The organism is Neptuniibacter sp. QD37_11, assembly GCF_047778105.1.
In the GTDB taxonomy this organism is placed as follows: Bacteria; Pseudomonadota; Gammaproteobacteria; order Pseudomonadales; family Balneatricaceae; genus Neptuniibacter.
In genome coordinates this window covers 845147-866331 of the sequence record NZ_CP180552.1, presented here as the reverse complement: position 1 = coordinate 866331, position 21185 = coordinate 845147, and the positions used below count along the sequence as shown (strand labels likewise).

Genomic DNA, 21185 nt, shown 5'->3' with positions numbered 1-21185 from the left:
GAATATGAGTAACATTAATCAGCTAGAAAGCTTAAAAGTACTTAAAGCCGTGGTTGAAAACGGTAGTTTTACCGCAGCCTCAAAGAAGCTAAACCTTTCTACTGCGAGGGTTTCCAAAGCAATTGAACGACTAGAAAGTGAATTAGGAACAGTTTTATTCCATCGTAGTACCCGGCATATGCAAATTACCGACGATGGTGAGCGTTGCTACGCACGAGCAATAAACCTGATTAATCAATGGCAAGATTTAAAAGAAGAACTGATTGAGTCTCAACATTCACCTAAAGGTAATTTAAGGATCGGCGTTCCGATGACTTGGGGACTATCTGAACTAGCTCCCATCCTTGATGAGTTCATATTGAAATATCCAGACATCCGCCTTGATGTGCAGTTAAACGATCAACACGTTAACGTACTAGAAGAGGATCTTGATCTGGTTCTTCGATTGACCCATCAACTTATCGATAGTTCTTTAATTTGTAGAAAGCTCAGCGAATACCGACTCATCCCTTGCGCCTCTCCAGCTTACATAGAAGAATATGGAGAACCGCAACATCCTTTAGAGCTTAAAGAACACGCCTGCCTAATGTATAACCTTGCAGGGAATGCTCGTAAATGGCGATTTTTTAAAAGGCAGAAGCCAATTGATGTCTACCTAGAACCATTGTTACTTTCTAATAATAGTAAGCTGTTTCATTCAGCTCTGTTGGCAGGTAGAGGTATTGCCCTGATTCCTGAATTTGTTGTATCAGACGATCTAAACAGCCAACGTTTAGTCCCTATATTAAAAGACTTTGATACTACAACGTTGAATTTATACTCTCTTAGACCTGGAAGTCGTATCCCATCTTCTAGATTACAAGTTTTTCACGACTTCCTGTGTGAGCATCTAAAGAAAGTTGAAACAATAAAAAAGCAGCCCTAAAGCTGCTTTTTAAGATCTGTAATCGATCAGTTTCAATCAACACTTCGCTGCCTAACCGCTTCAAACAAGCAGATTCCGGTAGCAACGGAAACGTTAAGGCTACTCACTTCGCCCGCCATTGGTATTTTTACTAGCTGGTCACAGTGCTCACGCGTTAGGCGACGCATACCTTGACCTTCTGCACCCATAATCAACGCCATAGGGCCTGTTAGGTTAGCTTGGTAAACATTTAGATCGGTTTCACCAGCAGTGCCTGTCGTCCAGATACCACGCTCTTGCAGGCTTTTAAGGGTACGAGCAAGGTTAGTGACCAGAATGTACGGTACCGCTTCAGCTGCGCCACAAGCGACCTTAGCTGCGGTTGCGTTTAGTGGTGCAGATTTATCTTTAGGGGCGATAACTGCCTGTACACCGGCTGCATCAGCAGTACGCAGACAAGCACCTAGGTTATGGGGATCGGTTACACCATCGAGTACCAATAGGAACGGTGGTACATCAAGGTTATCCAGCAGTTGATCTAGGAACTTTTCGTTGTGGGTTTGGATCGGTTTACACAGTGCGACAACACCTTGGTGGGAACCACCATCGGCTAGCTCTTCCAGATCGCGTTTTGCCACCTGCTCGCACTGAATTTTTTGCCCCATCGCCGTTTCATACAAACGCTGCATACGATCGTCGTGGCGGCCTTTGGCAATTAGGATTTTCTGGATACGCTTAGCATCGCGTTTTAGCGCAGTGTTAACCGCATGGATGCCAAAAAGATATTCGTATTTCATTTTAACGGACTCCTACCCAATCGCCTGCTTGCTCCCGCACCAAGGTCGCTAAGAGTTCGATAAAGCTGTCTTGAGCATTCAACGCCGGAATATACTCGTAAGATTCACCGCCAGCTTCCATAAACACTTCTTGGTTTTCGATAGCGATCTCTTCTAAGGTTTCCAAGCAATCCGCTGAAAACGCAGGACAAGCAATCTGTAGCGATTTAACACCTTTTTCAGGCAGCGCTTCCAACGTTTTGTCGGTATAAGGCTGCATCCACTCCTTAGGCCCAAAACGGGATTGGAATGTGGTCATCCATTCAGTATCTGCCAAACCTAGCTTCGCAGCTAACAGTTCAGACGTTTCATGACACTGCTTTGGATAAGGATCACCCTTATCAAAATACTCTTTTGGAATACCATGATAGGAAAGGATCAATTTATCCGGTGTGCCGTGCTCGGTACGGAAGTTTTGCACTTGGTCTGCCAAGGCAGCAATATACTCTGGATGGCTGTAATAAGAGTTCACGATACGAATATCCAGAACTTCCCGCTGTTTAAGCTGGAACTTTGCTACCTGATCATAGATAGGTGCCGTCGTGGTTGCTGAATATTGCGGATACATAGGTACCAATAGAATTTTGTGGTAACCGCTCTCTTGTAACTTTTGCAAACGAGGCGTCAGACCCGGCTTGCCATAAGTCATCGCCGAGAATACATCGGGTGCATGTTCGCCATGCTTTTGCTGAAGCAAAAGATGGAGGCCAGCCACCTGCTTGTCCAAAATCTTGCGCATCGGGGAATCATCTTCCCAAATGCTGGCATAAGCTTTCGCTACTTTACCTGGACGAACATTAAGGATGATGCCATTAAGAACAGACAACCACAGCATACGCCTTAGGCCTTTGCCTTCAACTACACGCTGGTCAGATAAAAACTCTTTTAGGTAACGACGAACAGCGCCTTTTTCAGCTTTGTCAGGCGTACCTAAGTTAACTAATACAACGGCGGTTTTATCTGTTGGGCTCATTCAGCATCTTTCCTTTTATGTAAGGGGGAGATTATCTCGGATGTGCGACTAAAATCCTATAGTTAGCGCTGATTATAGGCATAAAAAAACCGCACCCGGTGGGGTACGGTTTTTTAAATCTTTTAGATCAATGCTAATTAAGCATTTTCCAAGCCAGCGAATACGCCGTCACGGATATCTTCTACAGAACCAACGCCTGCTACGTAAACGTAAGAAGGTGCAGCAGCTGCGTCTTCTTCAGCCCAGCCTTTGTAGTAAGTGATCAGTGGAGCAGTCTGGTCATGGTAAACTTTCAGACGGTCACGAACAGTGTCTTCTGCATCGTCAGCACGCTGAACTAGGTCTTCACCAGTTACGTCGTCTTTACCTTCAACCTTAGGCTGGTTGAAAATAACGTGGTAAGTACGGCCAGAACCTGGGTGCACACGACGACCAGCCATACGCTTAACGATCTCTTCGTCAGCAACATCAATTTCAACTACTGCATCGATGTTAACGCCAGCATCTTTTAGAGCATCAGCTTGTGGGATAGTGCGTGGGAAACCGTCGAATAGGAAACCATTTGCACAATCAGATTCAGCGATACGCTCTTTAACTAGACCGATGATGATGTCATCAGAAACAAGCTGGCCTGCGTCCATAACTTCTTTGGCTTTCACGCCCAGAGGGGTACCCGCTTTTACCGCAGCACGTAGCATGTCGCCAGTAGAGATCTGAGGAATGCCATACTTCTCAGTGATGTATTGTGCCTGAGTACCTTTACCTGCGCCTGGTGCGCCCAGAAGGATAATACGCATACAGGAAACTCCTAACTAGTAAGTTTAAAATTTTAAAGTTGTCGCCATCCGATCTATGTTGATCGAATAAGCAGAAATCTGTCATAAAAAAATGCTAATGCCGGACGATACCATGACCTTAAAAGCGAACAATTCGACATTAGGACTACCAATACAGGACTTATGGAACCAAGGTATAAGTCCGTTAGTTTGATAGGTTGTCATCGTCAAAGCGGCCACATCTCCAGCAAACTTATTGAAAGTTCGGGAGTTTCAACAGCGGCTTTGAATTAAAAATCTGTATAAGAGACTACGTTATCAAGTCACTACAGCACAAGCAATTATTGCTGCACCGCAGTAACTTAGATCATATAAACAGCGAAAATCGCTTAAAAATCAGCTTATCCAGTATTTCGCATACCGGCGGAAATACCCGCCATAGTTACCATTAGCGCTTGCTCTAAGCGTTCATTTGGCTGGTTACGATCTCGATGAAGCAATTCTGCCTGCAAGAAATGCAGCGGATCAATATACGGGTTTCGCACATCGATCGACTGGCGAATCACAGGGCTAGCATCCAATAAGCCATCTTGCTCTTTGATCTGATTGATCAGCCCAACAATATCACCAAGGCGTTGTCGTAAACTAGAACCCAACACGCCCAGCTCTTCAGAAACCAACTGCTCATCATAGTAAGCTGAGATGTTACGATCACTCTTCGCCAATACCATCTCTAGCATGTCGATGGTCGATCTAAAGAATGGCCATTTCTGATACATCTCTTTAACCAGCGACTGACTGCTCTCATTCAGCGCTTCTTGCAATGCTTTATCACTGCCCAACCAAGCTGGCAGCATTAAGCGAATCTGCGTCCACGCAAAGATCCATGGAATCGCACGTAGACTCTCTACCCCACCATCCTGACGGCGTTTAGCTGGGCGCGATCCCAATGGCAGTTTCGCTAGCTCTTGCTCCGGGGTAGCCGCACGGAAATACGGCACAAACATGGAGTTTTCCCGCACAATGGCACGGTACTCGGTTAAGCCGCGTTTAGCCATAGCTTCCATCTGCTCACGCCACGCTTGCTCAGGCCCCGGCGCCGGACTTAGCGTCGCTTCCAAAACGGCACCTGTGCACAACTCTAAGTTACGAATCGCCAAGTCAGGCATACCGTACTTAAAGCGGATCATCTCACCCTGTTCAGTTAAGCGCAGGCTATGATCTACCGAACCCGGAGGTTGCGCCAAAATCGCTGTATGGCTTGGACCGCCACCACGGCCCACTGTACCACCACGACCGTGGAACAAGGTTAAGTGAACACCATGATCTTTACATAGCTGAGTTAGCCCTTCCTGTGCCTTAAACTGGCCCCAAGCCGCAGCTAGTTGTCCAGCATCTTTGGAAGAATCGGAGTATCCGATCATCACCTCTTGATGGCCTTGAGTGTAGGCTTTGTACCAATCAACACTTAACAAGGCATCGATACAATCACGAGCATTTTCAAGATCATTCAGCGTTTCAAACAGCGGTGCAACTCGCATGTTATGGCTGATACCCATCTCACGTAGAAGCAAGATAACGGCTAATACATCGGAAGGATGGCTGGCCATAGAGATTACATACGAGCCTAATGCGCTCTTATCGGCTGTCGCGACTACCTGACAAGTATCTAGAACTTCCTGCACCTCATCTGATGGCACCCACTCATTTGGGAACAACGGGCGCTTGCTTTGTAGCTCTTTCAACAAGAAGCTTTGACGCCCCTCTTCGGTCCAACCGCTGTATGAACCTAGGCCATAAAACTGTGATAGCTCTTCAAATACTTGCGCATGACGATCAGAGCTCTGGCGAATATCCAACTTCACTAAGGTTAGGCCGAAACAAGCAATACGACGGATAATATCTTCCAGCGCATTCTCAGCAATGATGCCCATACCGCACTCTTGCAGAGAGCGATAACAAAGCATCAAGGGTTCTAATAGCTCTTCCTCGTGGACATAAACATCGTAATCGCCATCAACGTCCCCTTTCAGCTGACGCGCAACCCAGTTCTTTGTGCCCTGCAAACGGCTACGTACTTCACCCAGTAACTTGCGATAAGGTTCAGCACAGTCACCAACGCGGGCCATCAGTTCTTTGCTAGCCTGATACATTGACAGTTCGGCACGTAAAGCATCAACATCTTTAAGATAAAGATCAGCCGCCATCCAACGGGAAAGCAGTAACACCTCTTCGGTGACTTTGGCCGTAACGTTCGGGTTACCATCTCGGTCCCCCCCCATCCAAGAGGCAAAGCGAATTGGCGAACTATCGAGTGGTAGACGCTCACCCAACGTCTCATTTAACTGAGCATCTAGTCGACGTAGGAACTTAGGTACCGCTGTCCAAAGGGAATTTTCGATTACAGCAAAGCCCCACTTCGCCTCATCAACCGGCGTTGGGCGTTGCTTACGAATCTCATCGGTATGCCAGATCTGTCTGATCAGTTCATCTAGGCGAGTTTGAGCATCCTCATCACCGCTATCTAAACGACGCAAGCAGTCAGCAATATCATCGTATTTTTGGATTAAGGTACGGCGATTTACTTCGGTAGGGTGGGCAGTTAATACCAGATCAATCTGGGTATCTTTAAGTGACTCAGCTATCTGCTGTGGCGTAAAGCCTTTCTGGCGTAGCTGAGCAAACAGAGTACAGAGAGAATCGGGAGTACAAACATCGGTGACTTCAAGGTAACGACGTACCCTGTGGTGCTCTTCGGCAATATTGGCGAGGTTTAAAAACTGAGTAAACGCACGGGCAACCGGTAATACTTCATCTTCGCCCAGTTCACGTAGCGCTTTGAGTAGCTCTTCGTGTTCCGGGTTTTCTTCCGTACGTCCCTCTTTCGCTAACTGGCGTACCACTTCAATCTTATCAAACAGTTCATCGCCAAGGTGTGCTTTTATAGTCTCCCCAAGGCTGGAGCCGAGCATTCGAACATCATCGCGTAAAGCTTCGTGCAGATTGGTCATATATCCCTCCTGACGCAAAAATTCGCATACCGATGGAGTCGGTTTTCTTCGATGCTAACCCATTAAAAAGAAGAAAAATACAGTAAATTCAGTTAATTATTTAAGGAATAGCGCACTAAAACAGGGCTATAAGAAAGGAGTGTAAGGAGGTGTAAAGTACTTTAACTGCATGCTAGAAGCCTGCTACGAAGCTTTAAAAGCAGTTACAGACCTTTAGCTTTAGCTTGATCCCAAAAAGCATCTAATTCGTCTAAAGAGAAACCATCCCAGTCACGATCAGATGCGAGTACTTGGTCTTCAACGTAACTAAAACGACGCTCGAATTTTTGGTTGGTTCCACGCACAGCATGTTCAGGGTTTACACCTAGGTGACGGGCAAGATTGACCTGAGCAAATAGCATATCGCCCATCTCATCAGCGACCGCAGCTTTATCACCGGACTTAATGGCTTCACGAAGCTCTGCTAGCTCCTCTTCCATCTTATCCAATACAGCTTCAGTTTCGTTCCAATCGAAACCCACTTGTGCAGCACGCTTTTGCAATTTCGCAGCACGAGACAGTGCAGGCAAAGCACGCGGTACATCGTCTAAGACTCGACTGATACCTTTAGCTTCTTTAGCATCTCGCTCTTGCTGTTTGATCGCTTCCCAATTGCGCTTAATCTCCTCTTCCGATATCGGATTATCTGCACAATTGGAGTGCAAGGTACCATCTGGAAAAACATGAGGATGGCGACGAACTAACTTCTCGATCAGGTTGTTTACGACTGTGGAAAAGTCGAATCGCTGATCTTCAGAACCCAGCTGGGTATAAAAGATCACTTGGAACAGTAGATCACCTAACTCGTCGTTTAGATGTTCCCAGTCTTCACGTTCAATGGCATCTGCAACCTCATAGGCCTCTTCCAAGGTATGCGGCACAATAGTGGCGTAGGTCTGCTTAAGATCCCAAGGGCAACCGGTTTCAGGGTCACGCAAACGTGACATCAGATAGATAAGATCATCAATTGTGTACTGAGCCATAACGCAAAAAACCTTTAATAGCTTATTAGCTAGTACCACCGCGTTGACGGTGAACTTCCATAACGTTTGGCACCTGATTGATCTTGTCCATAATACGACCCAAAAGATCCAGACTGGAGATCTCGGTAGTCAGAGTTAGACGTGCAATATTGTCGCGTTTATCTGACAGAGTATTCGCAGCAATAATGTTTAGATCTTCTTCCGCCATCAACAACATAACATCACGCAGAAGACCAGAACGGTCGAACGCTTCGATATAAATGTCCACAGGGTAAGTTGTTTGGCCTGTTTCGCCCCAATCAACTTCGATCACCCTTTCAGGCTCACGTTCCTGCAACTGAATCATGTTGATACAGTCTTCGCGGTGAACAGAAACACCACGGCCTTGAGTGATATAACCGGCAATAGGATCGCCCAATACTGGCTTACAGCAGCTCGCCATCGTAGTCAGCAGGTTACCCACACCACGAATTCGGATTCCTTCTGGCTGACCAGAATCACCTGCACTTTGTGCAGGTAGCGCCAGATCAAGCTGCTCTTCCTCTTCACGCAGTACCTGCTTCTGAGCGGCATTAATGATCTGCGACAGACGTAGATCACCCGCACCTAAAGCGGCATACATATCTTCAGTATTCTTGTAATTAACCTGTTCAACGATCTGATTAATATCTAGCTCGTCCAGATCAATTGCCAAACGCTTAAACTCTTTCGCAACGATTGAGCGGCCGGCATCGGCATTCTGCTCTTTCGCCTGGAACTTGAACCAGTGTGCAACTTTGGCACGCGCGCGTGGCGTAGTTACAAAGCCAAGGTTGATGTTTAACCAGTCACGACGAGGACGTTCTTCGTTACCCGTCATGATCTCGACCTGATCTCCGGTCTGCAGACGACGGTTTAGTGGAACGATACGCCCATTAATTTTGGCACCACGGCAACGGTGGCCAATTTCGGTGTGAACGCGGTAGGCAAAATCAACCGGCGTCGCACCTTTAGGCATGTCGATAACATGGCCATCAGGGGTAAAGATGTATAGGCGATCTTGAACAACATCACCACGCAGCATGTCACCAAACTCTTCGCTTTCGCCCAAGTCATCGTGCCATTCAAGTACCTGACGCAACCATGCAATCTTGTCTTCATAGGCATCACTGCTTTGCTTAGTGTCTGTGCCTTTATATAGGTGATGGGCACATACACCTAGCTCCGCCTCTTCGTGCATATCGAAGGTACGGATCTGAATCTCTAGAACCTTACCTTCTGGGCCAAATACAGCGGTATGCAGGGAGCGATAGCCATTCGGTTTTGGTGACGCGATGTAGTCATCAAATTCATGCGGAATATTGCGCCATAAACTGTGCACAATACCCAGTACCGCATAGCAATCTCGGCTTTGCGGCACCAAAATACGTACAGCACGAACATCGTAAACTTGGCTAAACTCGATATTCTTACGCTGCATTTTGCGCCAAATACTGTAGATGTGCTTAGCACGACCGCTAACCTCACCATCAATATTGACGTTTTCTAGCTCGCTTTCTAAACGTAGAACTACCTTATCGATATAGTCCTGACGGTTTAAGCGCTTCTCATCCAGAAGCTTGGCAATGTGTTTATAGTCATTAGGCTTTAGATAGCGGAAGGAAAGGTCTTCCAATTCCCATTTGATATGACCGATACCAAGACGGTGAGCAAGCGGCGCGTATATATCAAATACTTCACGCGCCACAAGATAACGCTTGCGGCGACTGCCGTCTTTTACACCTCGAATAGCGCAAGTACGCTCAGCAATTTTGATCAGCGCCACACGCACATCATCAATCATCGCCACCAGCATCTTACGGACATTGTCCATCTGAGTAGTTTCACTACCCAATACGCTTTCATCGATTCGAGGGTTTTTGCGGCTACCGATTGCAGCCATTTGGAGAACGCCCATGATCAATTGGGCGATGCCTTTATCAAACTGTTTACGAACACGTTCGATAGGCAGTTTACGTTCACGCACTGCGCGATAAAGAATAGCGGCAACTAGGGAATCTTGATCCTGATGCAGATCCGCTAAGATCTGCGCCATTTCTAGGCCTGTACGGTAGCTATTATGGCTATTTTCAGCCCAAACATCTTCTGATACTTCGCTTTTATCCTGCGCTTGCTTTGCCATTTCACAAGCACGACGAATAACATCGATATCTTCAATGTCTGTAAGATCTTGAAGATGCTCCAACCAAACATCTAGATCTACAGATCCATCGTCTAGAATTGGCTGGTCTTGACGTACCTTAACCATGTTCTACTACTGCTCCCAGAAATTAACCCTACCGTTTACCGGCTTTTATTATTATTTTTATCTGCACTAAATATATGGGCTAGAAGTGATTAATCAACTTCTGCTCCCAACTCATGCGGCGCATATTCTATTCCTTCAGAAGCCAAAGCGCGAATTTCTTATGCATTAAGACCAACTAATATTTTATGCCAAGCACAAAAAAAGCCCCATTGGGGCTTTTCTATATTGTTAATCCACGCCTTTAAGACCTTGAATTAACCGTTAAACACACCAGTTGAAAGGTAACGATCACCACGGTCACAGATAATACACACAATCACCGCGTTCTCGACTTGCTCAGCTAAACGCAAAGCACCAGCGACAGCCCCGCCAGAAGATACACCACAGAAAATGCCTTCTTTCTGCGCCAATTCACGCATAGTGTCTTCCGCTTCTTGCTGACCAATATCCAAAACTTTATCTACACGGCTTTCATCAAAGATCTTTGGTAGATATTCCTGCGGCCAACGGCGAATACCAGGAATCTGTGCACCTTCACTTGGTTGCAAACCGACAATCTGAACATCAGCGCTTTGCTCTTTAAGGAAACGAGAGGTTCCCATAATGGTACCTGTAGTCCCCATAGAGCTGACAAAGTGAGTCACTTTACCTTGAGTCTGTTCCCAGATCTCTGGGCCTGTTCCACGATAGTGTGCCTCTGGGTTATCAAAGTTAGAAAACTGATCAAGTACGATACCTTCACCACGCTCTTGCATCGCCTGGGCTAGATCACGCGCACCTTCCATACCCTCTTCTTTGGTTACAGGGATTAACTCTGCGCCATAAGCCGTCATAGAGGCTTTACGCTCTTCACTGCTGTTATCAGGCATGATCAGCTTCATCTTATAACCTTTGATTGCAGCCGCCATAGCTAAGGCAATACCTGTGTTACCTGATGTTGCTTCGATCAGAGTATCACCCGGCTTAATCTGGCCGCGATCTTCAGCACGCTGAATCATACTAAGCGCAGGACGATCCTTAACTGAGCCTGCAGGGTTATTACCTTCCAGTTTACATAGAATCACATTGCCGTTGCCCTGACCTATACGCTGTAGACGCACAAGTGGGGTCTTACCGACATAGTCTTCAATTGTTGGAAACTGCACGCTCATAGAATTTTTTCACCGTTATAAGAAACAAATAATAAGTTATAAAAAAGCTGTTTTTTATAGCCTATATAAAGGACACAAAAGTTTACCGAGGGTTCCCTAAAAGCACAAGAAATCTACTCTTCACAAACAAGCGTAGCCCAGCGCAATTTCGTTCAATAAATTGGTTTTAAGCACTGCCATAGTAAGCCAATATTTTACGTTAGAAGGTTTCCTATGTTTGCACTCACCCTATCTATGGCTGTCTTTGCCCTTGTCGGTGCGATTACCCCCGGCCCAGTTAATATTATTGCGACCAGTTCTGCTGCGGTTTATGGTTTTTTACGCACCCTGCCCCATGTGCTTGGGGCGACTATCTCTTACACATTGATTGTTTTGCTTGCAGGTGCAGGTACGCATCAGCTATTTCAAAACAATCCACAGCTATTAGTTATCCTTAAATATCTGGGCAGCGCCTTTCTTATCTATATGGCGTACAAAATTGCCACAGCAGCCAGTGAGTCCAATGAGCAAGAACAAAGCTCAACACCACCTACTTTTATGCAAGGCGCACTCAGCCAAGGGCTCAACCCTAAAGCCTGGTTAGTCTCTATCTCAGGTGTGAGTGTATTTGTACTAAACCAGTCCGAGCCTCAACTATATTTAGGTGTGTTTGGCGTAATCTCTTTTGCTGCGTGCCTGATTGGAGTTGGAACTTGGGCTATCGCTGGGCATCTGATTAAGGATTATCTAGCGCAACCCAAACAGCAAAAGCTATTTAACCGCATTATGGGCATAATGCTATTTCTAACGATTGCACCAATCTGGATAAATTAGCGCCTGAGTTAGCCGATGAAAAAGACCAGCAAACCCAACACTCAAAAGCCAGCCGAGTTTTTTGCTCGCTGTGCTTCGCTGCCTTTTATTGAAATGCGCTCAGCCCATCGCTCGGCAGCTTGCTACCAAACTCACTCCCATGATGAGTTTTCTTTCGGCGTGATTGATAACGGTAGCGCTAAATACCACAACCTGAAACAAGCTAATAAGATCCATCAAGGCACCACGGTAACGATTAATCCTGGCGATGCTCACTCCTGCAACCCTGATGCCAGAGAATGGTCTTATCGAATGCTGTTTATCGATACCGATTGGATTGGCGAGTTACAGAGCGAGCTATTCAACAGCAACAATCAGGATTACCTCGCGTTTAACCAAGTTCAGCAAAGTAACCCTAGCTTATTTGCGCAGTTTGATAGCCTGTTTAAGCAGCTCAGAGAGAACGACAATAAACTCGCTGCTGAAACTCTATTGATTGAATATCTGAAAGTGCTTTTCGGTAAAGACCTTAACACCCAAAGTGATCATAAGGCGCTGGATAACTTCCACATCCACAGAGTAAAAGAGCTAATCATGGATCAGCTCGATTCGCCTTGGTCTCTCGATGATTTTTGCGCCGAAACAGGCTTAAGCCGCTACCACCTGATCCGCAGCTTTAAACAGCAATACGGCCAAGCCCCGCATGCATACCAACTTAACCAACGAATCAACCGAGCTAAGCAATTACTGCAACAAGGGAACGGTTTAGCGGAAACAGCACTGGAATTAGGCTTTGCCGATCAAAGCCATTTTCAGAGGCACTTTAAGAAACGCGTGGCGGTAACGCCGAAGAGTTATCAATCATTTTTTGTGGGAAATGAATAACTAAGCCTGTTCCCTCACCATCGAGCATAGCCCTTATTAAAGCTGCTCAAATTTCCCAAAAAATAACGCACACCACAAAACAATGCATATCAATGGGATAAAAAATAACGGCTGAAACAAAAAGCCAAAGGGAAAGATCAAACCTCCACCAACTATCAGCACCCAGTTAGCTTTCGCCATCAGCTTATTAAACACTAGCTTGTAAACCGCTTTGTGAGAAAGCCCCATTACAGCTAAGAATAACCCTGCTAATCCACCTACCAGCTCTAATGATAAGAAAAAGCCAATAGAAATCATGATCCCGGTAGCCCCGCCCGCGGCTAATGACATATCGTGTATATGTTCGTATGGATTATCATCAAGTTTTGGCATAGCTGGAACTCTAGAAAGACGGTGCAATATACTTCGCTATTGCATTCAAATATTAAAAACGCTCTGTCACTTGAGCGATCATAGACAGAGAACACCACTAGCAAAGTACAAACTTGTCATGTTTATTCCATGTGACGGCTCAACCAAAATAATCAGATTTGTTCTGGATGAAAATCAACTAAAACGTTTGCTCAGCTCTCAAATATTTAAAATATTCATTCAGTGAACTGATCCTGCTTACCCCAAGCTTGCATAATCAAAGTTTGCCACGCTCTATACAAATTTAGATTTTCATCTGCAATTTCCATATAGGCGAGATCGTTATAGAAAACTGATAGAAACAAGCCTTCCTTCATCTCAAACAACTTATATTTATCAGCACCATTTTCTCTAACATTTTGAGAAATATAGTCCGAGCGGTTACAAAGCGTACAATCCTTAACTAACCCAGAGTAAAGGTGACCGAACGGAATCTTTTTACCTTTGCACCCTAAATACTCATCTTCAAAACTAGCTATTGAGCTAAGACTAGTATCAACCGTTATCGGATCCACAATCAAAGAAACCTTGTATCGATTTGGCAGAGGTAGATTAACTAAACGGTATTTGATCAAGAAAATACTTGAATCATAATTCCCTTGGGAGAGATATTGCTCTAAGTTCGCATTCTCCTTTGAAAAAAGCTGCTGGCGATCACAATCAGCAAATACAGAAACACTTAGTAAAAGTAGGAAGACAGTAAGCACATTAAACAAGACGCTCTCCTTGTATATCGCAAACGCTAGCTGGTTTCAGAGTAAAAATTCCATTAACAATCTCACAAAACTAACCCTATCTTAAGAATAAGAACTTTACCCACCCGTAAGATGTTTATTAATTACAGGGATAGCAACAAGAAACACACTAAATACCCACTGCAAGAAGAACACTTTTTTAGTTTCATCTAACAATTCAACTAGCTCATCTGAAAGCCCTTTCTCCTTATAACGCCCCCATAACGCTAGGGTCACCAAATGAATATCAGCAATGTTCCCTTTATAATCTCGAAATGGAATTACCATACATTTTTCTAATAGTTCGATTTGATCACTGTTACGTGCTGAGTTCATACACTCAGCGACTTTTCTGTAGTAGATAACAACCAAATAAATCACAGAAATTAATACAGATATAAATACTATGAAAAACACACTATCTCCCTTATTAGACTAACTCTCCGTGAAATAGCCTGCATACCAATAACTGAATAGCACACACTTCACCATCGAATCCTATTATCTCCACCAACAGAAAGAGTCAGCCAACATAACAAGATTACTTGTGGAAGAACACCAACCGAGTTATCCCACCTCTTGTCCACAAACGACAATTTTTACCAAATGAAAAACATCCCCACCTTCTGTGGATAACTCAGTGAATAGTTTTTGGGTAGATCGCTGAAAGGCACTAATTACGTTGAATTCAGCAAATAGTTTAAAATTTAACCCAATAAAAATTAATCTTTTAATTTCAATTAGTTATATAAATCAATAAGATTTTTTAAACTTTTAAAAATTAATTAATGCAATATTGACAAGGAAAATTTTTAGCTGTGCACAAGAATAATGCACAGCGGCGAAATCCACAGATATCACCGCACTTTTTTGTAGCTGTGCATTATTTTTTAGTGCAAAGAAAGGATTAGGAAGTGCCCACTTACTCGTCAGGCATCTCTAATTCGATGTGTGTTTTGGGGATACAGCAACAGGTAAGCACTTCGTCATCCTGCAGGTCCAATAAGCTCTCTTGAACATATTGAACTTCACCTTCGATCAGGCGAACTTTACAACAGCCACAGTACCCACCGCGGCAGTTGTATGGCGCTGGAATCTCTTGTGCTTCCAGCGCGTCGAGTAGGGTCGGTTCGTACTGATAGTAGAACGTATGGTGATGGTTAACTTTGATGCGTGATGGGCCAGACATAAGCTTGCCTCTTATAGATCAAAGCCGTCGAAATCACCTTCATCCACCTCGTTGTCGATCTGACCTACAAGGTAAGAGCTGATCTCCGCTTCCTGCGGTGCCACTTGAACGTTGTCACTGATCAACCACGCGTTCATCCACGGTAGTGGGTTTTGACGTGATGGGAAGATCTCTTCCAAGTTCAACGCTTTCATACGTACGTTAGTGATGTACTCAACGTAGTCAGATAGGATCTGAGCGTTAAGACCGATCATCGAACCTTCACGGAACAGGTACTCAGCCCAATCTTTCTCTTGTTGAGCTGCTTCTTTAAAGATGGCGTAAACCTCTGGTTCACACTCTTTAGCAATCTCTTTAAAGACTGGATCATCAGCGCCAGATGCCATGATGTTTAGCATGTGCTGCGTGCCCGTTAGGTGCAGCGCTTCATCACGGGCGATCAGTTTAATGATCTTAGCGTTACCTTCCATGATCGCACGCTCTGCAAAGGCAAAAGAACATGCAAAACTTACGTAGAAACGGATCGCTTCTAGTACGTTGATAGATACTAGCGTTAGGTAAAGTTTCTTCTTAAGGTTACGCATAGACGTGTCGTAAACCTTGCCATCAACCGTATGTAGACCTTCACCGTGAATGCTGTAAACACTGGATAGGTTGATGAACTCATCGTACAAACGTGTCACAGAATCCGCACGGCGAATGATCTCTGGGTTTGTCACGATCTGATCGAATACTTCAGACGGTTCAGTGATGATATTACGAATAATATGCGTGTAAGAGCGGCTGTGAATCGTTTCACTAAACGCCCAAGTCTCGAACCATGTTTCCAACTCAGGTATAGAAACGACTGGTAGAAAGGCAACGTTAGGTGAACGTCCTTGAACAGAATCAAGTAGCGTCTGGTACTTCAAATTGCTCAAGAAAATATGCTTTTCGTGCTCCGGCATATTCATAAAATCTTTACGGTCAGTCGATAGATCGACCTCTTCTGGACGCCAGAAGAACGACAGCTGCTTTTCAATCAGCTTTTCAAAGATTGGATATTTTTGTCTGTCGTAACGAGCAACGTTTACGCTTTTACCGAAAAACATCGGCTCTTTAGTTGCATCGTGAGTACTGTGACTGAACGTAGTGTACGCCATCGGAGTGTTCGTTCCTGAAACCTGGATAAATCTAGTTATATTGCCTGCCACATTGTGACAGGCGCTCTACTCTGAGTGGTCAGTGGATAGCGGCAAACCTATTACAGTTTGCACGCACCACCTTCACAACCCCCGTCATCTGCTTGGTCAGAAGCACCATCACGAGTGTTATGGTAATAAAGGGTTTTGACACCGTATTTGTAAGCCGTAAGCAGATCTTGAAGAAGCTGCTTCATTGGTACTTTGTCGTTCGGGAACAACGAAGGATCGTAGTTAGTATTTGCAGAGATCGACTGATCCACAAACTTCTGCATGATACCAACAAGCTGTAGGTAACCAGTGTTATTTGGAATATCCCAAAGCAGCTCATACTGGTCGCGTAACTCGGTGTAACCCGGAACAACCTGCTTCATGATGCCATCTTTACTCGCCTTAACCGATACGTAACCACGTGGTGGCTCAATACCGTTAGTCGAGTTAGTGATCTGTGAAGATGTTTCACATGGCATTAGCGCTGTTAGGGTACTGTTGCGTAGACCAAACTCTTTGATATCTTCGCGTAGTGTTTCCCAGAAGTAGTGCAGTGGCTCTTCACAGAACTCATCTACTTCGCGCTTATAGGTGTCGATTGGTAGCAAGCCTTTCGAGTAAACAGTCTCGTCAAACTTAGGACAAGCACCGCGCTCTTTTGCTAGCTCATTAGAGGCTTTCAGTAGGTAGTACTGAACCGCTTCAAATGTTTTGTGTACTAGGCCGTTTGCGGAACCATCGGAGTACTTAACGCCGTTCTTCGCTAGGTAGTATGCGAAGTTAGTCACACCAACACCTAGAGGACGACGGTTCATTGTCGATGTATGCGCTGCTGGGATTGGGTAATCCTGATAATCCAATAGGTTATCCAACGCACGAACGATCAGATCAGCCAGGTTATCTAGCTCATCTAGGTTCTCTAGGGCACCTAGGTTAAACGCAGACAGCGTACAAAGTGCGATCTCACCTTCTGGATCATTCACATGCTGCAACGGTTTAGTTGGCAGTGCGATTTCCAAGCAAAGGTTAGACTGCTTAACAGGTGCAACAGCCGGATCAAATGGGCTGTGCGTATTACAGTGGTCAACGTTTTGAATGTAGATACGACCTGTCTGAGCACGCTCTGCAGCAAGAATACCGAACAGTTCAACCGCTTTGATTTTCTCTTTACGGATGTTTGGATCATTCTCGTATTGAACGTATAGACGCTCAAACTCATCTTGATCAGCAAAGAAGGCTTCGTATAGACCCGGCACTTCGTGCGGGCTGAACAATGTAATTTCGCCACCTTTGATCAAGCGAGTGTACATTAGCTTGTTGATCTGTACGCCGTAATCAAGGTGACGGACACGGTTCTCTTCAACACCACGGTTGTTTTTAAGAACCAATAGAGATTCAACTTCTAAGTGCCAAATTGGGTAGAACAGCGTTGCTGCACCACCACGCACACCACCCTGAGAGCACGATTTCACTGCTGTCTGGAAGTGCTTATAGAATGGGATACAACCTGTGTGGTACGCCTCACCGTTACGGATTGGGCTACCTAGTGCACGAATACCACCAGCGTTGATACCGATACCTGCACGTTGAGATACGTATTTAACAATCGATGCAGATGTAGCATTGATAGAGTCTAGGCTGTCACCTGTTTCAATCAGTACGCATGAGCTGAACTGACGCGTAGGTGTACGCACACCTGCCATGATTGGCGTAGGCAGAGATAGCTTAAATAGAGAAGTCGCATCGTAGAAACGCTTAACGTAATCCAAACGCGTTTCTTTCGGATAATCCGCGAACAGGCAAGCTGCCACTAGCATGTAAAGAATCTGTGGGCTTTCGTAAACTTCACCAGTCACACGGTTCTGGACAAGGTACTTACCCTCCAGCTGTTTAACCGCAGAGTAAGAGAAGTTCATATCACGTTTGTGATCTAAGTAGTCGTTAAGAACGCCCCACTCTTCTTCTGTGTAGTCTGCGATTAGGTGTTTGTCATAACGACCCGCTTCTACCTGTGTTGCAACATGTTGGTACAGGTGTGGTGGCTCGAACTGACCAAAAGCACGCTTGCGTAAATGGAAGATAGCCAAGCGAGCAGATAGGTATTGGTAATCCGGTGCATCTTCCGAAATAAGATCGGCAGCGGACTTGATTAGAGTCTCGTGAATATCGAAGGTTTTCATACCTTCGAAGAACTGTAAGTGAGCTTTAAGCTCAACTTCTGACGGTGATACTGCTTCTAATCCTTCAGCGGCCCAGATAACTACTTTATGGATCTTTTCTAGATCTAGCTTTTCTTGCCGACCATCCCTTTTGGTAACCATCAGATCTTGCTGCATGCGACCTTCCAAATAACACTCAGATATATTTGTAATTATGATCCTGCTTTTAACCCTGAACTTGCCGTTAAAATCTGGCAAAAGCATGAAAAATAACGCGATCATGCGGGCAGCAGGTTTTAGACTCTACTCTTTCAAGAGGCACAACATGTGGTGCTTCAAGTCATTCAAGACACTAAATATAGTGATATGAGAGTTGAATGCAACTCTTGATTTTGGATTTTTTAGAGTGTAGGCGAACGCTCTAATACAGCGAAATCATTGATATGACGGGGCTTTCAGGGGAGCTAAGATTTTTTACCTCAATCCAACTTTTTTTTATTTTTTTGACCCATGGCAAATCGTCAAATTCCGTGCCAAATTTTGGTGCATATTTAAAGTTTCATGTACGCTTTTGGCCGACAATATCCGAGTACCGCTCTAGGACAAAATCCTGTATAATTTGCACCCAATTTTAAGCTTAAAGCAGAGGTAGCCTAAATGCGTTTAGCAGAAATGGAAGCAATTGCTCTGAACATTGGTCTTGCAGTATTTGCTGGTTTTATATTCTTTATCATTTACGATCTAGCAAAAAAATCCAACGCCGGTAAATTCGGTACTGCCATTTTATTTTTTGCCCTAGGCTTAGGCTTGGCTGCCTTCCTGGTAAAAACTGTCGTTGTAGAGATGATGGGCGGAGCCGCATAAGCATCCTCATATCTAGTTAGGTTTCGATTCTTTTAACGTTTTCTCGCTAATATGTTCAAGCGATCCGGAGCTCGGATCTACAACATAAGCTTTACCGAAACCTACGACATAACGCCCCTGCTGTGGTTTTAATCTGAACAGATGAAAATCTGGCAGGGAACGTAACATTCCCACAACGTTCCCAAACTTCTCTTCTAAATCATCCAGCATGCTCTGATAGGCATCCTCTTGATTATCAACCCGCTCAGATAAACAGCTAAAGATTAGACGCTCACGCGCAAAGAGATTCTGCGACTGTTCCTCATCGGTAATAAACATAACGGAACATTCATTGTTCGCTAATAAACTCTGGGTATGCGCTGCTAACTCACTAATAAAAATATAAAAGCTCCCCTGCTTATCCTTCACATAGGGCGCATAGCTAATTTCAGGGAATCCTTCGGCACTCAGAGTCGACAGCAACAAGGTTTTCTTACTTTCCTGTAATTGTTTGCAGGCTTCATCTGGTGTTGCTTGGCCTTCTTTATGCTCTGACATAAGGTTCCCCCGTATTCACTCCAAAGTCTTACAGTTTCTAACCATTTATTTCTTCAGACTGGAAAACACCAGCCGATAAATAAAATACAACAGTTATGCGAATCATAGCTATACTGGCAGTACTGGTAAGGTGATTATCATGGGCGATTCAAAAGTGCTTATACGTCATCCCGATGAGTTCCCAATCGAACTCAAGCTCCAAGAGACCCATTCGGTTTCTACACCCCCCTCTTCACTCCAACTTATCTGTCACTCACCTACACCATTCCATTTGGGTGAGAATATTCAAATCAAAATTCCTAGCATTGCTGAAAATCTAGAGGTTTATGGCGTTATCCAAAGCTGTGACGACACCCCTCAGGGTTATGAACTAGGAATAACCTTTAACAACTCTGACGCGCTTATACGCATTCGTATGTTAGAGCAGCTTTGTTATATACAACGCTACAGGAGTCATGTACTGAATGAAGAGGGCCGCGAGCTCTCAGATCAAGATGCTGCGCTTGAGTGGATTGGAAAATACGCACACCTTTTTCCAACAACAAATTAAAAGCCTCTCTGTTAAGAAGCCGTTATAATGCATCTTTCTGACTTTTATGGATGACTACAAAGATGCAACAGAAGAGCGTACAAGTCGCAGATTTTGAAATTGCCAACGACAAACCGATGGTGCTATTTGGCGGCATGAACGTACTGGAATCCCGTGACTTAGCCATGGAGATTGCCGAACACTATGTCACTGTTACTGAAAAGCTAGGCATCCCTTACGTATTTAAAGCATCGTTCGATAAAGCAAACCGCTCTTCCCTAACCTCTTTCCGTGGTCCCGGTTTAGATGAGGGTCTTAAGATCCTTCAAGAGATCAAAGACACATTCAAAGTGCCTTTGATTACTGATGTGCACGAGCCATTCCAAGCAGCACCTGCTGCCGAAGTCTGCGATATCATCCAGCTTCCAGCCTTTCTGTCACGCCAGACAGATCTGGTACAAGCGATGGCTAAAACCGATGCTGTTATCAACATTAAGAAAGCACAGTTCCTAGCGCCACAAGAGATGAAACATATCCTGCACAAATGTGAAGAAGCAGGTAACGACCGTCTGATCTTATGTGAACGTGGTTCTTGTTATGGCTACAACAACTTAATCGTTGATATGCTGGGCTTCTCTATCATGAAAGAGTTTGGCTACCCAGTTATGTTTGATGCGACACATGCTCTACAGATGCCAGGCGGCCGCGCCGACTCTGCCGGTGGTCGTCGCGCACTTGCAGCGCAACTTTCTCGCGCGGGCCTATCTCAGGGCATTGCCGGTCTATTCCTAGAAGCTCACCCAGATCCAGAAAAAGCGAAATGTGATGGCCCTTGTGCGCTACCACTAAGCACCCTTGAAGCATATCTAACTCAGATGAAAGCCGTAGATGATTTAGTTAAAAACTTCCCTCCTCTAGATACTTCTATCTGAGCATAAATTGCCAAAACCAAG

Annotated in this window: 20 protein-coding genes; 6 read left to right on the top strand and 14 right to left on the bottom strand. The window is 44.9% G+C overall.

From position 1 onward, the window contains the following. Window positions 1-4 precede the first annotated feature (4 nt). Window positions 5-925: a LysR substrate-binding domain-containing protein gene (locus ACMXYT_RS03825; RefSeq protein WP_415900298.1), complete on the top strand. Its 921-nt coding sequence runs from the start codon at window positions 5-7 to the stop codon at window positions 923-925. A 32-nt stretch (window positions 926-957) separates the two neighbouring features. Here ACMXYT_RS03825 and rlmB read toward each other — a convergent pair whose 3' ends face one another. The 7 genes from rlmB to cysM form a co-directional block, all read right to left on the bottom strand. Next, window positions 958-1701 carry a 23S rRNA (guanosine(2251)-2'-O)-methyltransferase RlmB gene (gene rlmB, locus ACMXYT_RS03820; protein WP_415911867.1) on the bottom strand — a complete coding sequence of 248 codons (744 nt, stop codon included), beginning with the start codon at window positions 1699-1701 and terminating at the stop codon, window positions 958-960. Between the two features lies 1 nt (window position 1702). Further along, a complete protein-coding gene (hemH, locus tag ACMXYT_RS03815; RefSeq protein WP_415911866.1) occupies window positions 1703-2713 on the bottom strand; it encodes a ferrochelatase in 1011 nt (336 codons plus the stop codon). Between the two features lie 137 nt (window positions 2714-2850). Continuing rightward, a complete protein-coding gene (adk, locus tag ACMXYT_RS03810) occupies window positions 2851-3510 on the bottom strand; it encodes an adenylate kinase (RefSeq protein ID WP_415883710.1) in 660 nt (219 codons plus the stop codon). A gap of 380 nt (window positions 3511-3890) precedes the next feature. Next, window positions 3891-6500, bottom strand: coding sequence for a phosphoenolpyruvate carboxylase (gene ppc / locus ACMXYT_RS03805; RefSeq protein WP_415911865.1), 2610 nt, complete (start codon window positions 6498-6500; stop codon window positions 3891-3893). A 203-nt stretch (window positions 6501-6703) separates the two neighbouring features. Continuing rightward, a complete protein-coding gene (gene mazG, locus ACMXYT_RS03800) occupies window positions 6704-7522 on the bottom strand; it encodes a nucleoside triphosphate pyrophosphohydrolase (RefSeq protein ID WP_415897655.1) in 819 nt (272 codons plus the stop codon). Between the two features lie 25 nt (window positions 7523-7547). Next, window positions 7548-9809 carry a GTP diphosphokinase gene (gene relA / locus ACMXYT_RS03795; RefSeq protein WP_415900293.1) on the bottom strand — a complete coding sequence of 754 codons (2262 nt, stop codon included), beginning with the start codon at window positions 9807-9809 and terminating at the stop codon, window positions 7548-7550. A gap of 254 nt (window positions 9810-10063) precedes the next feature. Continuing rightward, complete coding sequence (cysM, locus tag ACMXYT_RS03790) at window positions 10064-10960, bottom strand: cysteine synthase CysM (protein ID WP_415900292.1); 897 nt, start codon at window positions 10958-10960, stop codon at window positions 10064-10066. A 213-nt stretch (window positions 10961-11173) separates the two neighbouring features. Here cysM and ACMXYT_RS03785 point away from each other — a divergent pair, with 213 nt between their 5' ends. Then, window positions 11174-11773: a LysE family translocator gene (locus tag ACMXYT_RS03785; protein WP_415900291.1), complete on the top strand. Its 600-nt coding sequence runs from the start codon at window positions 11174-11176 to the stop codon at window positions 11771-11773. Between the two features lie 15 nt (window positions 11774-11788). After that, window positions 11789-12637 carry an AraC family transcriptional regulator gene (locus tag ACMXYT_RS03780; RefSeq protein WP_415900290.1) on the top strand — a complete coding sequence of 283 codons (849 nt, stop codon included), beginning with the start codon at window positions 11789-11791 and terminating at the stop codon, window positions 12635-12637. Window positions 12638-12673: 36 nt separating this feature from the next. Here ACMXYT_RS03780 and ACMXYT_RS03775 read toward each other — a convergent pair whose 3' ends face one another. The 6 genes from ACMXYT_RS03775 to nrdA form a co-directional block, all read right to left on the bottom strand. Continuing rightward, window positions 12674-13009, bottom strand: coding sequence for a hypothetical protein (locus ACMXYT_RS03775; RefSeq protein ID WP_415900289.1), 336 nt, complete (start codon window positions 13007-13009; stop codon window positions 12674-12676). A gap of 215 nt (window positions 13010-13224) precedes the next feature. Then, entirely contained in the window at window positions 13225-13764 is a 540-nt protein-coding gene (locus ACMXYT_RS03770; RefSeq protein ID WP_415900287.1) for a hypothetical protein, read from the bottom strand. 96 nt (window positions 13765-13860) lie between these two features. After that, window positions 13861-14118: a hypothetical protein gene (locus tag ACMXYT_RS03765; RefSeq protein ID WP_415911864.1), complete on the bottom strand. Its 258-nt coding sequence runs from the start codon at window positions 14116-14118 to the stop codon at window positions 13861-13863. A gap of 586 nt (window positions 14119-14704) precedes the next feature. Further along, a complete protein-coding gene (yfaE, locus tag ACMXYT_RS03760; protein ID WP_415883701.1) occupies window positions 14705-14971 on the bottom strand; it encodes a class I ribonucleotide reductase maintenance protein YfaE in 267 nt (88 codons plus the stop codon). An 11-nt stretch (window positions 14972-14982) separates the two neighbouring features. Continuing rightward, on the bottom strand, window positions 14983-16113 hold the full coding sequence (nrdB, locus tag ACMXYT_RS03755) for a class Ia ribonucleoside-diphosphate reductase subunit beta (RefSeq protein WP_415883700.1): 1131 nt from the start codon (window positions 16111-16113) through the stop codon (window positions 14983-14985). A gap of 101 nt (window positions 16114-16214) precedes the next feature. Next, on the bottom strand, window positions 16215-18479 hold the full coding sequence (gene nrdA / locus ACMXYT_RS03750; RefSeq protein WP_415900284.1) for a class 1a ribonucleoside-diphosphate reductase subunit alpha: 2265 nt from the start codon (window positions 18477-18479) through the stop codon (window positions 16215-16217). 480 nt (window positions 18480-18959) lie between these two features. Here nrdA and ACMXYT_RS03745 point away from each other — a divergent pair, with 480 nt between their 5' ends. Continuing rightward, the gene (locus tag ACMXYT_RS03745) at window positions 18960-19166 is read left to right on the top strand and encodes a DUF2788 domain-containing protein (protein ID WP_415883698.1); all 207 of its coding nucleotides are present in this window, start codon (window positions 18960-18962) and stop codon (window positions 19164-19166) included. 12 nt (window positions 19167-19178) lie between these two features. On the opposite strand, the gene ACMXYT_RS03740 is transcribed toward ACMXYT_RS03745, so the two are convergent. Continuing rightward, window positions 19179-19703, bottom strand: a complete 525-nt coding sequence (locus ACMXYT_RS03740; protein ID WP_415900283.1) for a HugZ family protein — start codon at window positions 19701-19703, stop codon at window positions 19179-19181. Between the two features lie 139 nt (window positions 19704-19842). Here ACMXYT_RS03740 and ACMXYT_RS03735 point away from each other — a divergent pair, with 139 nt between their 5' ends. Beyond that, complete coding sequence (locus tag ACMXYT_RS03735; protein ID WP_415900282.1) at window positions 19843-20253, top strand: hypothetical protein; 411 nt, start codon at window positions 19843-19845, stop codon at window positions 20251-20253. 62 nt (window positions 20254-20315) lie between these two features. Further along, window positions 20316-21164, top strand: a complete 849-nt coding sequence (gene kdsA / locus ACMXYT_RS03730) for a 3-deoxy-8-phosphooctulonate synthase (protein WP_415900281.1) — start codon at window positions 20316-20318, stop codon at window positions 21162-21164. Window positions 21165-21185 lie beyond the last annotated feature (21 nt).